The 15533-nt window shown below is 42.4% G+C and carries 13 protein-coding genes; 4 read left to right on the top strand and 9 right to left on the bottom strand.

Annotation, left to right across the window (positions count from 1 at the left end):
• Positions 1-293 precede the first annotated feature (293 nt).
• Positions 294-2843: a LuxR C-terminal-related transcriptional regulator gene (locus PGP85_RS08595; RefSeq protein WP_270327037.1), complete on the top strand. Its 2550-nt coding sequence runs from the start codon at positions 294-296 to the stop codon at positions 2841-2843.
• 174 nt (positions 2844-3017) lie between these two features.
• Here PGP85_RS08595 and PGP85_RS08590 read toward each other — a convergent pair whose 3' ends face one another.
• The 5 genes from PGP85_RS08590 to PGP85_RS08570 form a co-directional block, all read right to left on the bottom strand.
• The gene (locus PGP85_RS08590) at positions 3018-3581 is read right to left on the bottom strand and encodes a methyltransferase family protein (protein WP_270327035.1); all 564 of its coding nucleotides are present in this window, start codon (positions 3579-3581) and stop codon (positions 3018-3020) included.
• Between the two features lie 251 nt (positions 3582-3832).
• Positions 3833-4297: a hypothetical protein gene (locus tag PGP85_RS08585; protein ID WP_270327033.1), complete on the bottom strand. Its 465-nt coding sequence runs from the start codon at positions 4295-4297 to the stop codon at positions 3833-3835.
• A gap of 271 nt (positions 4298-4568) precedes the next feature.
• Complete coding sequence (locus PGP85_RS08580; protein WP_010741437.1) at positions 4569-6197, bottom strand: aryl-sulfate sulfotransferase; 1629 nt, start codon at positions 6195-6197, stop codon at positions 4569-4571.
• 26 nt (positions 6198-6223) lie between these two features.
• Positions 6224-6883: an ABC transporter ATP-binding protein gene (locus PGP85_RS08575; protein ID WP_010741438.1), complete on the bottom strand. Its 660-nt coding sequence runs from the start codon at positions 6881-6883 to the stop codon at positions 6224-6226.
• A 19-nt stretch (positions 6884-6902) separates the two neighbouring features.
• A complete protein-coding gene (locus PGP85_RS08570; protein ID WP_270327031.1) occupies positions 6903-8396 on the bottom strand; it encodes an ABC transporter permease in 1494 nt (497 codons plus the stop codon).
• A gap of 235 nt (positions 8397-8631) precedes the next feature.
• On the opposite strand from PGP85_RS08570, the gene PGP85_RS08565 reads away from it, so the two are divergent.
• A complete protein-coding gene (locus PGP85_RS08565; protein WP_090407154.1) occupies positions 8632-9306 on the top strand; it encodes a response regulator transcription factor in 675 nt (224 codons plus the stop codon).
• Between the two features lie 4 nt (positions 9307-9310).
• Positions 9311-10630 carry a sensor histidine kinase gene (locus PGP85_RS08560; RefSeq protein WP_270327029.1) on the top strand — a complete coding sequence of 440 codons (1320 nt, stop codon included), beginning with the start codon at positions 9311-9313 and terminating at the stop codon, positions 10628-10630.
• 37 nt (positions 10631-10667) lie between these two features.
• Here PGP85_RS08560 and PGP85_RS08555 read toward each other — a convergent pair whose 3' ends face one another.
• The 4 genes from PGP85_RS08555 to PGP85_RS08540 form a co-directional block, all read right to left on the bottom strand.
• Complete coding sequence (locus tag PGP85_RS08555) at positions 10668-11516, bottom strand: aminoglycoside 6-adenylyltransferase (RefSeq protein ID WP_010741442.1); 849 nt, start codon at positions 11514-11516, stop codon at positions 10668-10670.
• 39 nt (positions 11517-11555) lie between these two features.
• The gene (locus PGP85_RS08550; protein ID WP_010741443.1) at positions 11556-12329 is read right to left on the bottom strand and encodes an HAD hydrolase family protein; all 774 of its coding nucleotides are present in this window, start codon (positions 12327-12329) and stop codon (positions 11556-11558) included.
• Between the two features lie 197 nt (positions 12330-12526).
• Positions 12527-12841 carry a pyrimidine/purine nucleoside phosphorylase gene (ppnP, locus tag PGP85_RS08545; RefSeq protein ID WP_010741444.1) on the bottom strand — a complete coding sequence of 105 codons (315 nt, stop codon included), beginning with the start codon at positions 12839-12841 and terminating at the stop codon, positions 12527-12529.
• 24 nt (positions 12842-12865) lie between these two features.
• Entirely contained in the window at positions 12866-13750 is an 885-nt protein-coding gene (locus PGP85_RS08540; protein WP_270327028.1) for a sulfite exporter TauE/SafE family protein, read from the bottom strand.
• A gap of 879 nt (positions 13751-14629) precedes the next feature.
• Between PGP85_RS08540 and thyA the strand changes: the two genes are divergently transcribed.
• Positions 14630-15505: a thymidylate synthase gene (gene thyA, locus PGP85_RS08535; protein ID WP_270327027.1), complete on the top strand. Its 876-nt coding sequence runs from the start codon at positions 14630-14632 to the stop codon at positions 15503-15505.
• Positions 15506-15533: the final 28 nt, after the last annotated feature.

Raw genomic sequence — 15533 nt, 5'->3', positions numbered from 1 at the left:
AAAAGCAGCATAGAGTCACAAATATAAAATTAATCAAATACTCTCTTTATTAATTTTAATTTAAAATAATCGCCATTTCATTACAGAGGATAGGGTTGTTTTCAACAAAATAACGGACCCTCTTTCACTCGGAATAGGTTTTTTGTAATATAATTGTAATATAATACGAATACTATCTGGAGCTTCACTACGTTGCATATTCTTTTGCTGTTTCATTTGAAATCACTTAAAATGAATGAGAGCGGAAACAATCCGTTATGAACTATTTGCTGCAAAAGGAGGTTCTCATACTAGTGGTTTCCTATTTAATGATTGATAAATTTTTGGCTCCAGAATTGCCGACTATCTTGGCTCCGCGGGAAGAACTTATACATCACTTTGAAGCAGCGGCTAGGAAAAGAATAGTCTACGTGACTGCCCCGGCTGGTTTTGGAAAAACCGTTTCTACCAAACTTTGGCTAGATAAAGCAGTACGTGAGGTTCTTTGGATCAGCTTGGATGAGTATGATAATGCGCCGGCGGTTTTCTTCAGTCTACTATGTAAATCTCTGCTGTCTCTGCAGCCAAATAATCAGGCGATGCTCACGATTTTCAATGATCCAGCTTTTAGTATTCATCCCTTAGAGTCCGCGATTCAATTGATCAATCACTTTATCCCTGATCCAAATCAGCACGTACTCGTTCTGGACGATGCACATCTAATTACGGATAAACAAATTCGAAAAGCTTTTTTCGCTGTTCAAAAGCGACTGCCGCATTCATTTACTACGCTCATTCTGACACGTGATGATATTGATCCATTTGAGTATCGCACTGCTGGAGGAGACACCTGTTGTGAACAAATTACCATTGAACAACTTGCCTTCTCTTATGCAGAGACCAAGCAGTACTTCCAATTAAGAAAACGGGCCCTCAGTAAAACAGACATCAACAGGATTCAACAAAAAACAAACGGTTGGCCAATGGGAATCAATGCACTAGCTGCTACAGGATCAATAGAGCCAAGCTTTTCAACCAAAGGGTTCTTCCACGAGTATTTCAGTAACGATATTTGGCGTACGTTCAATGTGGAGCAGCAAGAATTTTTACTTAAAACCTCTATTGCAAAAAGAATCACACCCAAACTGGCAGATCAATTGACCGGCCGAACCGACAGTCAAGACATTTTAGAGGATTTATGCACGAGGAATTTTTTTATTATTCGCTATAGCAAAGACCATTACCGCTATCATCAGCTTTTCATCGATTTTTTACAGGAGCAGCTCATGAAGCAAGAGCGTGCAAACGTCGCGCAGCTGTACAAAACTGCTTCAAACTACTATTTGGCACAAAATGAAATTTTCATGGCCCGGGGATTCGCACTGAAAAGCGGAGATCAATCAACCATTCAACAGGTGAATTATCTGATCGAAGGCGGCGGCCATACACAAACAACTATTTCCGTCAAAGAGTTCATCAATGTTTTTTGTACGCATTCAGTCAATACTTTATTTTCGCAAAAGGAGTTCCCTTATCCCTATCTGTATTCACAGTTTGCCGGCTATTATTTTCTGGTAGGTGACGCTTTGATGGCTGAGTACTGTTTCGATCAGATTGAAGCAAATCTGCCGATGATTGCTGAGAAGTATCCAGAATTTTTACCGGATTCATTATTGATCACCCTTATTGATTCCCGAAAAAAACTTGGACAGATCGTTAAGAAACTGCTCAAATATCCGGTGATAAAAAAATTTGAGAGTCGTTTAAAGTGGAGTACACTGACCATGCAATTGCCCTTTTTTCATCGTTCCTGTCGGGATTTCGCCGATTTGAAGCAGTTGTCTGCTATCCAATTTCCAACGTTTCTTGTCCAGTCGATCTTTGGCGACCGTGGAACCATCTTATTACTTTTAACTAAAGCAGGAATTTTGTATGAGAAGAATCAATTAGATAAAGCGTTGGGGGTTGTTACAGAAGCAGGACGCTTACTTCAAAAGCAGAAAAATGATGAGGAAACGACCTTCTGCTGTTTGATGCTGCAGGCGGCGATCTATGCTGCGCTGCCTGATTCAGCAAATCATTTCTCGGACGCTCTTACGTTGGCTCGAAAGTTCTCCCAAAACGCCAATCAGACCTTCCAAGAAAACAATCAGGCCTTTGAGACGGATTTAGCTCTGCATAACGGCAATCAGACTGCCGCGAACGATTGGTTGCAGGCAAATTTCTCAGATGATATAGAAAATTTGGCGCTTTACCGAATTTATCAGCATTTTATAACGGCTCGTGCTCTACTCATTTCTAACAAGACCGTCGAAGCAGCAGCCTTTTTAGAGCGACTAAGAGAGCTTGCTGAAGGCTTTCATCGCCCTACAGATGCCGCCGAAGCCACCATTTTACAAGCAATTTTGGCCTGGAATATCAATCATCAGCGGAAAGCTGTTTCTTATCTAGAATCTGCGTTGATTATCTTGCAGGAATCCGATTATCTGCGTGTTGTCGCTGCTGAAGGAGCCGCTATTTTGCCTATCCTAAATAAGCTTCGATTACTAATTATCAGCGGTAAAAAAACATCACTCGTTGACCTTGGTTTCTTAACGAAGTCCATCACATTAGCAGAACAGTATGCAGCAACACAAAAAGGGATTGCCTGCCATATTCAAACACCGCGAGTCAAACTGTCTAAGCAGCAACACACAATGCTGAAGCTCCTATCACAGGGTTACAAAAACTCTGAGATCGCTGAAATGACCGGTTTGACAGTCCATACAATAAAGTTCCACTTAAGTGCTGCTTATCGCAAGCTTGGCGTAACCAATCGAAAAGACGCCATTCTAGTGGGAAAAAAGAAAGGCCTGCTTAACTAAACACAGAAAAAAGGAATCGAGTTCTTCGATTCCTTTTTTTACACATTATCGTCTGTGCTCCTCGTAACGTTTTTTTTGATAATATTCAGCTAACGAACGATTGAACATTCGGGATTAGCGTCATAATGATCTCCGCCTCAATTAAGACATATACAATGGAGAGAAGTTTTTCATTTAAAAATACCTTCGAACTTTCAAGCGATAACGCCGATAGCCTTCCCCAAAAGTCGTCACTAAATACTTCTCCTCACCCCGAATTTGCTGATCAAACAAAATAATCGCCAGCAGCGCCGTTAAAATCATCAATATATTCGGGAAAACGATCGCCAATCCCAAATACAATAAATCAAAAGCAACAAACGCCGGATTGCGGCTGAAACGATAGATCCCAGTAGTCACCAGTTCGGTCCGCTGAGCGTCATTAAATCCTGCACGCCAATTCAATCCCATCGCTCTGACAGCGATAAAAAATACCATTACACTTAAGAAGATCAGCCCTAACCCAAAACAACGCCCCCCTGTTCCATTCACTTCAAATAGAAAAGGTGCGAGAAATTGAATCACGCCACCGATTCCTGTCATGATCCGCAAAACGATTTCAAAATACTTCTCGCTTGAATTTGCTTTCTCTCCCAACAGATTTACCGTAATTCCTTGCCGTTTCAGCATCAATGCCTTTCCCAGATAGATCAGATAAAAAGCTGATACACCTAAAAATGCAACAATCCTAACCATCATTTCGTTTCCTCCTTTATTCAAATTCACATGACAGTCTATTCATATGTTTATTATTTCATATGAATATTTCCTCGTCAAGAACAATTCTGCCAACACATTTTAAATGGGCCAGCTGATTTGTTTCCTAAAAGAAGAGAACCATCATATTAGCAAAAGAAAAAAGCCACAAAATAACACCCAATGACCGTTCAACTTAGCCATTGGGTGTTTGATTATCTTTATAATTTTTTGTGTTCCTTTAAGAAATGGTCCTATTTCACTTTAATATCCTCAATGTTATCTGTAATAATCCAGTCATCCATATTTTTTTCTCGATTATAATAAAACGGCTCAATCTTCTCTAAATGGCTAACTTCATAGATTCCGATGCACTTTTTCCCATACCATCTAGTCTTTTGTTTTTCAGATAAATTAAGCTCCTGACCAAAACCTTTAATGAATTCAGTCGATTCTTCCGGAGTCATTTTGTATTTCTCAATCACCTTGGTTAAAACACCGCGATGAGTGATTTCCATTTTTCCACCCTTTTCAACAAAGTATAGGATATCGTTCTCTTTTGCTCGTCCACCCAGCGGACTCTTTTTGCCAGCCGCGCCGCGAATGATCATTGATTTCTCACCATTGATCAATTTTTCAAGTTCCTTTCCTTCGTTATCCAAATAGACCAAATGCTCCGCTTGCCCTTCTCTTTTTTGGTACCAATCCTTATTAACCATTCCTTCAGCCCCCATCATCTATAAAGCATTACTACTAATTACTTTATAGTAATACTGAATAAATTTCTACTCTATTTCTGGGTCAGAATTGGTAACCCTCCAACGCGCTTATTCTAAGCATACATCCACTTCTTTATCTAAGTCATACAATCCACAATTCTGATTTTCAAAGAAGCTTATGGCTAAAATAGAGGAACTATCAGCCTATTTTTCGCTAGAGTGATTTTCAAATTGAAAAAAGCCGCGGAACCTCCGCGGCCTTTCCCTATTCCTAATCCAACTGATACGTCCACTTCCCATTATAAAGCGAAAGCCGCTCCGCGCGATAAGCCCAAGCGCTAGTTGGAAAATCAGTGAGGTCAGCATCGAAGACGGTCTCGCCTTCTTCGGTAACTTCCAGAATCGAACTTGTCTGGCCTTCGTCTCGATAGCCAAAATTGACTAAACGGTTGCCGGTGCTGTTTAAATAGCGGGCACTGCCGATGATTTTGGTGTAATAGGCTTTACCTAGTTCTTCACCGAAAGTCCAGACTTCTTCGATCGTCATTTCTTTTTCGTCGATGCGGACTTGGCGAGCTTCCGAGTATTTTTCTGAGGTCGCTTCATCTCCGCGAGTGACCGAAATATTGTTGTCGTAATACAGAATATCCGTTGTATCCGCATTATCATCCTGATCAGGCAGGACGATCGCCGCATGTTGTCCGCCGCTGGCTTTGACATCGCCAGCTAAAAAATACTTCTGATAGCTTTGCGGCCATCCGTCACTGTCCCCCATGATCCATTTGATCTCGGAAGTATCATAGTCAATTTTCATAATCGTATCTTGATGCCTCCCCGAAATAATTATGCTGTTGTCTGCTTCGTCATACTCCACCGAATTTTGGTGGAACCAGTCAATTTTGCCATCCTCACGGCTCGTTGAATCGTAGTCTTCGTAAAAAGCCTCCGGCAAAACATCCTTCAAATCGATTGTTTTCTCGATCTCGCCAGTTTCACGATTCAATTCGATCATCGTATCTTCAATGTAATTACTGCCGTCATTGACCGTCAGCAGTAAATTACCGTTTGGCAGCTCGATGCCGTCGTGATGGATGACCGTCATCTCTCCTTCACTTTTACCTGTATCATTTGCGGCGCTGGAGCTGGAAAAATCATAACGCTTGTAGATTTTCCCCACATAGTCCGTTTCCAACAGCACATTGTAGGTATCGGCATCGTTGCTTTCCTTCGTAAGATAGAGTAAATTACCGTTGCTTAATTCCTTAAAAATATGACTATTATAGCGAGTTGAATACCAGCGCACATCGCCATTTGCATCAAAGGCATATGCGCGCTTCGTACTCGGAACGACAAAGGTCAACTCGCTATCGCCCAAGTCCATTTTGGATGTATCGGCTTCTTTGACATCGATATTCGCGATGGAATCCGGCAGCGTTCCTGTTTTAATCGCCACCGTTTTTTCCACGCTGTTTCCAACCTCATCGGTCAAAGTCACCGTTACTTCATTTTCTGTATCCGCATATAGTCCCAAAACCGGAAGACTATGCTCTGTTGTATAGTCTTCAGAATTATTCTTGATCGTCGTGTTCTCGTCTTTGCCTGCGACAGAAATCTCGACCTTCATCGCTTCATCCGTTTGAAAAAGCAGAAGCGCCGAAAGTGGGCTGGCACCGTAAGGATCAAGCTTTACATACATATTGTCTTCATCGTACTCGCCGCTATTCAACAGTGACTGGTACCTTTTTTCCTTTTCCGTCTGATCTTCCTGCCACTCTTCATTCAAGGAAACGGAAAGCTGATCTATTGCCGTTTCATTTGACACCGTGCCGCTCACACCGCATCCTGCTAAGGAAACTGTCAAACCAATAAAGCAGCTCATCTTCTTTAAGGTTGCCTTCATTCACTTCCTCCTTCATCGATTTGCTTCTAAGAAACTTGACTAAACGCTTGATTTTTCAGCTCATACACCACATCGCACGCTTTGGCGACTTCCTGTTCGTGGGTGACTAAAATAATACATTTCTGCTGTTCATGAGCGATTTCCTGAAACAGTCTGACGATTTCGCCAGAAGTTGCCTCATCCAAGTTTCCGGTTGGCTCATCGGCAACAATCAACTCATGTTCACAACATAAGGCACGCGTGATTGCGACCCGCTGTTGCTGACCACCAGATAAAAGGGTGACTTTTTTCTCAGCCAGCTCTTTAGTGATGCCGACCTTTTCTAAATTAGCCAGAGCATACGCTTTTTTATCTGCCTGCTGGCTTTGCGCAATCTCCATCGCGGTCACTACGTTGTCCACCGCGGATAAATACGGCAGTAAGTTATACGCTTGGAAAACAATCGACACATCCTTGCGGCGATATTCCCGTAAGCCGATCTTTTTCAGCGAGGTATCGTTGTATAGAATCTCGCCGCTTTTCGGTGTATCTAGCCCTGCGATCAGGGATAAAAAAGTCGTTTTCCCTGACCCGCTGGTACCAAGAATGGCGTACATTTTGCCTTTTTCAAAAGTTAGATTGACCTTTTCAAATAATGGTCCGTTGTTTTCATACCAGTAACCTAAATCCTTCGTTGATAATGTCATAAAAAAATTCCTCCTTTGTCTAAGAAATCAAGATTTTCTTCGGATTTAATCGCAGAATTCCAGCTGATGATAAGACGATCGAGAATAAACTGATGCCTAATCCGATCCCTGCAAGACTTAAAATTTCTGTCGGCTGCATTGAGATATTCAGTTCTTGGATTTCTTCTGATTGGGTAAATGGATTGCTGCCCATTTGACCGCCGCCGCGCGGACCGCCATTGCCGCCGCCAGGCGCTTGACCTTGACCAGGTCCGCCGTTTCCTGCTGCATCGGCTTGTCCATCGGTATTTTGAGAAGTCGTTTGCTGGCTCAACAATTGATTGCCCACCGCATTGCCCACAACGTTGCCGCTAGCCGCCGCGATACCTAAGGCAAAGATCATGCAGACAAAGATTTCCACGAAGAATTGTGAAATGACTTTGACCCGTGATTCGCCTAATGAAAGCAGTACACCAATCTCATATTTTCGTTCGCGGATTGACAGCATGATGATCAGCGTTAAAATAATCACTCCAGCTGCCGCGACTAAGATCACGATATTTTTCGCAAAGCTCGAAACGTTGTTCAATGGCTGCAGCATTTGTTGGTACATTTGATCATTGGTTTCTAAACTAAAGGTATCTGTATCGATTAATTTGTTAGCTTGCTTAACGAAACTGTCCATATCTTTCGGATCGGTTAAGTTATAAACAGCTGAATCGATCGTTTTTCCATCCGAACCAGCCAACGTATTGACCATTGTATAAGATGAAAAGATCGTATTAGCCGGGTTCATAAAGTTGAAACGTGCACTCATGCTATCGCCAGAGTTACTCGTTTTATAAATCCCTTTGACCGTGACCTCGACGTCCTTATCGTTGCTGTCTTTAATTTTGAACGTGTCGCCGACGCTTAAATCATTGGCTTCGGCTAAGCTTTGTTCGATCAGCACATTATTGCTACCTTCATCTTTTGAAGTAATCGCCTCACCTTTTACCAGACTGGCGGTTCCGGATGAAAATTCACTGTACGCACTGCTTTGGGATACCCCTTTGATCTGGAAATCTCCTTGGCTCATGCCGCCGGGGGCACCTTGTCCGCCAAATCCGCTGGCCTGCTCATCAGATGATGTCTCTTCACTATCGCTATCACTCGAGATCGGTGTGATCCCTGTGCTTTTGTCCGCTGAGGTGCTAGCTTCAAATGAGTAAGATTTTACATTTGAAAGCTTGGCAATTTTTTCTGCGTCACTCAAATTAACGGGTGTCCGTTCAAAGCTGCCCGGATCAGGCCGCGTCGTTTCTTCATCAGAATCTGTTTCTGACTGCTGATTGAACATCGCCTCCCGATTGGTCGATAGCGTTACTGTCGCTCCGACACTTTTTTTCGCATTCGTCGTCGCCAGTTCGGCGCCGCTGCGGATCGTTAAGCCCGCTAAGACAAAAATTAAGATTGCTGAAAAGACGGCGATCATAATGATGCTGCGTCCTTTCTTTGCCCAAAGGCTTTGAGTGGCCCGTTTGATATAGTTCATACTGCTTCCTCCTCTAATCGCTTCGTCATTCTTCATGTGACTGTTTGTAGAATAGTTAAGCTGGCTTAACCGAAGCTTAAGCACAACGCAAAAAGTTTTAAGGTTGATTTAGGAAAGCATGGTAAACTGAGGGAGTATTAATGAAGAAAGAACGCTCATTAGATTTAGAGCTTTATAAATTTGTGTGCAAGCGGAAAATACTTTTCCTAACACGAAAAAGGAGTGCAAACGTTCGATGATAAACCTATTAATAGTAGAAGATGAAGCGACGCTTTCAGATAATATCAAGGAGATAATTAGTGACCTAGGACAAATCAAGCAGGTCTACGATGGTGAAGAAGGCTTGTTTGAAGCAGAAAGCGGTGTTTACGATCTGATTTTGTTGGATTTGATGCTGCCGGGGAAAAACGGCTATGAAGTCTTAGCAGAATTACGGAAAAAGAATATCCAGACACCGGTCTTGATTTTAACCGCTAAAGATAGTCTGGAGGATAAAATCACAGGCTTTCAAAAAGGCGCTGATGATTATTTAACGAAACCTTTTTATCGCGAAGAATTGATCATGCGGGTCAAAGCCCTATTGAAACGCTCGCTGGGATTGTTTGACGAGAATCAAATCGTCTATAAAAATATCAGCTGCAACCTCGCAACGAAAGAAGTAACGGTCGACGATAACGTGCTGCCGATTCAAGGAAAGGAATTTGATCTCTTGGTTTATTTCATACAAAATAAGGGCGTGATCTTAACCAAGGAACAAATTTTTGATCGCATTTGGGGCTTCGATTCTGATACGACCATCACCGTCGTGGAAGTCTACATGAGTCATTTACGCAAACATCTAAAACCGACCGGCGCCGATCAATTGTTTAAAACATTGCGGAACGTCGGCTACATCTTACAAAAGGATTGACGCTATGAACACAGAAATTTCGAGAAAACAACGCCTAAAATTTTTCTTCATCAATGTCGCGGCCTTTGCGGTGATCTTTCTCCTGCTCGGGTTCATAACCCTGCAGCTGCTGCAAAGCTCCGCCTATCGGCAAACGGACCTTTCCCTAAAGAAGATGGCGGAAAGTGAGCATTTGATCCAAATGGAGATCAATCGCTACCAGCAAGGCAATCCGTTTTTGTCTCAGCAGCCGCCGAATGAACAGGACATGGACCAGATTCCCGACGGAAAAAATCGGTTCAATACTCAGATCATCCTGTGGTCAAAGGATGGTAAAATTTTGAATAAGGAAGTGATCGGCGGGCGCTTCACTGAATTAGAAAAGTTAAGCTTGAATACGAAGCAGCTCGATTCCATCCAAGCCCTGAATCTGAAGAATTCGTCAGATTCAGCACAAAAATTATCCTTCCGTTCCTATACGATCAAGGCCGAGCAAAACGATGGGATCGCCTATATTCAATTTTTGGCCAACACCAACCAAATCGCGGATTCGATGAAGACCTTCGAAACAATTTTGATTCTCTGTATGATCGCCTTTTGGCTGATTTCTATCGGGATAAGTTTCTATATTTCAAAAATGAACATGCAGCCGATCATGAATTCTTGGCGCAAGCAGCAGGAATTTGTCGAGAATGCTTCCCACGAATTGCGCACGCCGCTGGCTATCATTCAAAACAGTCTGCAGCAATTGTTCACTAGACCGGATCACACTATTCTGGAAGAATCCGAACCGATCGCCCAAGCGTTGAATGAGACGCGGCGGATGAATAGCTTGACCGAAGACCTGCTGATTTTGGCCCGCAGTGATTCTAATCAGCTGCTTTTGCAAAAAGAAGACGTCGATCCAAAGGCCTTCATCCAGCAATTAGCCCAGCCCTTCCAAGAAATCGCTGAAATGAACGACAAACAATTCATTCTGGAAAACTTTGCGGATCAGTCGATAGCGGTCGATGAGAAACGCATCCATCAGGTCCTCGTGATCTTGCTGGACAACGCTTTGAAATATACCGAGGCGAAAGAAAAAATCGTCCTGCAATCTGCGATTTCTAATGATAATTGGCTGATTGAAGTCAAAAACAACGGGCCATCCATCAGCGACGAAGACAAGAAACACATCTTCGAACGCTTTTATCGGGAAGATCGCTCCCGCTCTAAAGAAACCGGCGGCTACGGCTTAGGCCTGGCCATCGCCAAACAAATCATCAACCAGCATAAAGGCAAGCTGACCGTTCGTGATTGGCAGCCAAAGGGCGTCGTGTTCCAAATTCGATTGCCGCTGAAATAAAAAACGATCGAGCCATTCAACTGGTTCGATCGTTTTACTATTTATGCGCCTGAATCCACTGCTTCACTTCTGACACTAATTCCTCGGGATATGAATAATCATAATGCGCAGCCAATTTACGTGATAAGTCTTCATAGAGCGTGATCGTTTCTTGCAACGCACGCCAGCTATCCGCTGCGTCAAACCTTCCGAACACACCGTTCAACTGCTGAAAAACATCCTGATCCACCCATTCGGAAATAAAGCGGCCGGCATGCCACGTATCGTAACTCTCTCCATGAACCATTTTTTCATACCATTCGATCGTTTGCAGCAGAACCTGTTTGCATTCCGCATCTCGCAGCTTAGCCGTCCATAGCTCATTTCGTACGATTTGTTTCGCTAAATAAATCGCCAGAAACCAAAACGTATTCACGGTGAACGCGAAACCTTCCGCAGTGATTGGAGAGGAGTCCGTCTTCTCAAATTGCTCAGGAATCAATCGCTGAGCTGTCCCTGTTTTATCCAAAAGAATGCGCGAACCGCGTCGGAACCAGTCCAACGGCACACCCTTAGCCGCTTGTTCTTGGAAAACCGTCAGCGAATCAATCACAAAATCAACTTGATAGCCGCCTTCGAATAACGACAGCCACTCTAACCCTCCTCCGCCATTTTGAAATGGGATCGCGGTATTCAGGTTGCCGAAGTTTCTGATCCAATTATTTTCGTTGAGGTATTGCTTCGGATCATCCACATAAAGCAAGATATCCAAGTCTGAATACTCATCCGCCGCATGATCCAGCCGCGCCCGCGAACCGGCGACATACGCAACATGCACATCCGTTTGTTCCCGACCCCATTCAATAAAGCGCTGTTCGATCTGCTGATAGAACTCTTCACTTTTCATAATCCACCCTCCTTTTTACTCAGATGAACGGAATAAAAACTAGATCCAGCCAAATTTCAGACAGGCGTTATAGATTCCATCATCAACATTGCGATCCGTCACATAATCGGCCTGTTCCTTCAAATCAGCTACCGCATTTCCCATCGCGATACTGGTCCAATTTTTATCAAACATCACCAGATCATTCACGTCATCGCCAAAGACCACCACGTCCTTTTGCGGTCTAGCAAAATAATCCAATACATCGAGAATCCCTTGCTTTTTATTATCATGCTGGCACATCGTATATTCAGGAACAAAGCGCAGCTTCGCGAATTTCGTCGGTTCGGGAATCAAATGGTCCTTTTCCTTCGGCAAGGCCAAATAGAATTTGAAGATATCTGCCACTTCATCCACGTTGAAGGCCGGATCAATGAAATATTCTGTCGGCTCCTGTCTTGGCCCAACCTGTTCTCTAAAAAGATCATTCTGAGCATACACTTTCTCCGAGTCATCCGTCGCAACCAACACACCGATGCCTTTTTCCGCAGCCTGATGAATAACAGCTAATGCCTCTGCTCTATCCAATGGCGTATTTTTCACCAATTTATTTTTGATGACTACACCCATCCCGCCAGAACAAACCATATTTTCTAATCCAAGCTCGCTCAATAAATTGCGGCATTTATAATGCGCACGCCCGGTCGCGATCGACACAAAATGTCCATTCTCTTCTAAAAGCTCCAATGTGCGTTTTGCACTAGGAACGACCTGACCAGTCCTTCGATCCGTCAACGTCCCATCAATATCAAAGAAAAAAAGTTTCTTATCCACTCTTTATCCACCCCTTCAACCTCATCACATTTTTCACTTATTGTATCACACCCAGTAAACCGAAAAACTGATTCGAAAGATCCTTCACCATCATTCAATGCCCAAAACTTACAGTAAATCTGATTGATTCACAAAAAAAGATACCGGAAAACAATTCGTGCTTCCCGATACCCATTTCTCTTTTCAGTTAAAACCGCCTAATCCTCAGTGACATAGTAACATGTGTAATCAGCATATTTTTCGATCTTCACTTGAAAGGCACTGTTTGCTGGAACAATGAACTCTTCGTTTTCGCTAACTGTTTTCCATGATTCCTCATTAGGCAGCAAAACAGTCATCGCACCCTGTGTGACCTTCATAATTTCTTTTTTTTGAGTATTAAACGTATAACTTCCTTCCAACATAAAGCCCAGCGTAACAGCCTCGCCGTTTTCCAAATGAAGCGTTCGGCTGGTAACCTTCCCGTCAAAATAAATATTTGCTTTTGCTTCTACTTTTGCATTCTCAAACATACTCTTTCCCCTTTTTATAAAATTTTAGGCATTCCGTGCAACTTTTGTTTTATAGCTCTTTTGCAGATAAGTAAGACCTGTAAAGATAATAACTACGATCACAATCCATGTAAGAGCCGTGATATCGAGCCCCGTCACGAATTTCGCAGCGATAATAACCCCAATAATTCCGCCAATAGTAATACCAAAACTCAGTTTTCTAGCATACTCATTGGTTTTAATAAAATTGATACTGGCAACCGGCATTAATGCGGCACAAGAGGCCGACATGATTGGAAAAGCCACCAACGGACTCAAACCCAACATATAAACCATCGCCATACAAGGTGCGTATAACCCAACACCCATCGTCATAAGTGCTCCTAAAATAAAGTTCCCAATAATACCAATAATCAATTTGACTCCCGTTAACCCCGTAGCTACATTTCCTTCTCCAAGAATATTGATCATGCCGGTTTGTTTTAACGTCATTAAAATCGCCGTCAAAATCAACGCCAGTCCCATCACAAATTGAACCTTTTGCTCTGGAAGACCCGTAACATATCTCGAACCGATCCATGAACCAACAGTAGCCGCAGCAACCAATAAAAATAATGTCAATGGCTCAACCTTTACCACGGTGATAAAAATAAGCGCTTCCAACAAACAAGACAATGCGTGGCTGACATTCAAGGTTCCCGGCAGCTTTCGATCGTCATCTAACTGTCTTGTAACCTTCACTAAAAGCGTCGTCGGAGCAAAAGCACCGATACCTAACGTATCAAAAAAATCGGTAATAAAGCCGATCCCGATGGAAATCGGCATACTTTCATTTCCCAGATTTTTTCTGTGCTTGAAAATGTCACTGCCGAAGACACTTACATGTAGACCAATGAATCCGACCAATACAACTAGTAAAACTGTTTTCATCTTTTAACTCCTTTTGAAAATTTATTAAAAAGAGCCGCTATCCTGTACTTGACCCAGCCTTGTGCGTTCCTATAAGTACAGCTCTCACTTCACAGCGTCTCTTCTTTTCACTTTATCGATTTAAATCACCCAACTAAACACATCTGATCACCTTTTCCGATTAAAACACCACTAATTTCATTTAAATGAAATTATTAATATCGAAATATTATCGGTTATTGACGAATCCATCCAAATTAACGACGCTAATTTTTTCAATAATTGAATCCGAATTCTCAAAAATCTGATAAATAAAAAATGTGAACCATCGAACTTTAAATCGCAATCGAAGCTTCATTGATACTTCCAAACTACGACGACATACGACTATGAAAACAAATACTATTACTAACATCCAAAAAACATTCACTAAGCACTGCTTAAACTCGATTCAACTGTCGATAAGTTACTATCAAGCAAATAATCAAAATTTCGATAAACATTTGTTACGAAATTCACATTTAACGAGAAAATAAAAAGAATTTGTGCCTATTTCCCGAAATCTCACCGCTTTATTCGGTACTCCTCTTGTCATTTGCAATTATAGTCATAAAAAAAGTTTTTTTCAAGACTTTTTTCATTATTATGAATAATCACTCTATTCATCCGCAAATAATTTCATAATAATGATCAACTCTCTTTCTATCGTTAAACGATTACTGGACTCTGATCAAAAAAGATTTTTATCAAAAATGGCTAGACCAATCCAGACTTAGAAACTTTTTTCTTCTATAAAAATCAGGCTTTACTGTAACCAGATGATTCCTAAAGAATTTTTAATCCACGAATCGGCCGGAATGTGTTAAACTCAGACAAAAGCAAAAAAAGAGGAGAATTCTTGTGACTGAATATACTGGCTTCGACAAAATTTATCGCGACATCGTCATGGATATCATTGAAAATGGCACCGATCAAGACCCTGCTTTGGTGCGGGCAAAATACGCCGATGGCAGCCCTGCCCCAACTCGTTTTATCCAAGGCGTGAATTTTAAAATTACTCCAGAAGACGGTATTCCGATTTTAAAATCAAAACGCGTATTCCAAAAGACTCCCTTAATCGAATTGGAATGGATCTGGCAAGAATTATCCAACTACGTGACGTGGCTGCAAGACCACAAATGTAAGGTCTGGAACGAATGGACCGACGAAAACAATACGATTGGTAAAGCATACGGCTACCAGTTAGCAAAAAAATGCCGCAAGCTGCCTGACCACGCTGAAAAACTGAACCAAGTCGAATACGTTCTGCATCAATTAGAAAACAATCCCGGCTCACGCCGCATCATGACCAGCTTGTGGGATGTTGACGATTTAGACGAAATGACGCTAGAACCTTGTGTCTGGGCTACCAACTGGAAAGCCAACAAGGGCATCCTTGATCTGCATGTCAAACAACGCTCTGCCGACATGGCCCTAGGCAATCCATTTAACGTTTATCAGTATGCCGTCTTACACCGCCTAATCGCTGATCAACTAGGCTTTGAATTAGGTACGATGCACTGGTCGATCGATGACGCTCATGTTTACGACCGCCACATCGATGCCTTGAAGGATCAATTATCACAACCAGTTCCTGACAGTGAACCAACATTGGTTTTACCTGATAAATTCGACGCTGACGGCAATCAACGTTCTTTCTTTGAACGCCGCATGTCCGATGCAAAACTGGAAGGCTACGAAAATAACGGCGTGATCAAGTATGAGATCGCGGAATAAAAATTTATAATTAGCGTTTACTTACGTT

Source organism: Enterococcus malodoratus (assembly GCF_027659535.1).
GTDB lineage: Bacteria > Bacillota > Bacilli > Lactobacillales > Enterococcaceae > Enterococcus_A > Enterococcus_A malodoratus.
The sequence above is the reverse complement of the archived record's forward strand: the minus strand, read 5'-3'. Positions and strand labels throughout refer to the sequence as shown.

Bases quoted from the DNA above. Each gene is read 5' to 3' on its own strand.
- PGP85_RS08565 (WP_090407154.1), top strand. From the start codon at position 8,632: ATGATAAACCTATTAATAGTAGAAGATGAAGCGACGCTTTCAGATAAT.
- PGP85_RS08555 (WP_010741442.1), bottom strand. From the start codon at position 11,516: ATGAAAAGTGAAGAGTTCTATCAGCAGATCGAACAGCGCTTTATTGAA.
- PGP85_RS08585 (WP_270327033.1), bottom strand. From the start codon at position 4,297: ATGGTTAATAAGGATTGGTACCAAAAAAGAGAAGGGCAAGCGGAGCAT.
- PGP85_RS08570 (WP_270327031.1), bottom strand. From the start codon at position 8,396: ATGAACTATATCAAACGGGCCACTCAAAGCCTTTGGGCAAAGAAAGGA.
- PGP85_RS08590 (WP_270327035.1), bottom strand. From the start codon at position 3,581: ATGATGGTTAGGATTGTTGCATTTTTAGGTGTATCAGCTTTTTATCTG.
- PGP85_RS08580 (WP_010741437.1), bottom strand. From the start codon at position 6,197: ATGAAGGCAACCTTAAAGAAGATGAGCTGCTTTATTGGTTTGACAGTT.
- PGP85_RS08560 (WP_270327029.1), top strand. From the start codon at position 9,311: ATGAACACAGAAATTTCGAGAAAACAACGCCTAAAATTTTTCTTCATC.
- PGP85_RS08540 (WP_270327028.1), bottom strand. From the start codon at position 13,750: ATGAAAACAGTTTTACTAGTTGTATTGGTCGGATTCATTGGTCTACAT.
- ppnP (WP_010741444.1), bottom strand. From the start codon at position 12,841: ATGTTTGAGAATGCAAAAGTAGAAGCAAAAGCAAATATTTATTTTGAC.
- PGP85_RS08575 (WP_010741438.1), bottom strand. From the start codon at position 6,883: ATGACATTATCAACGAAGGATTTAGGTTACTGGTATGAAAACAACGGA.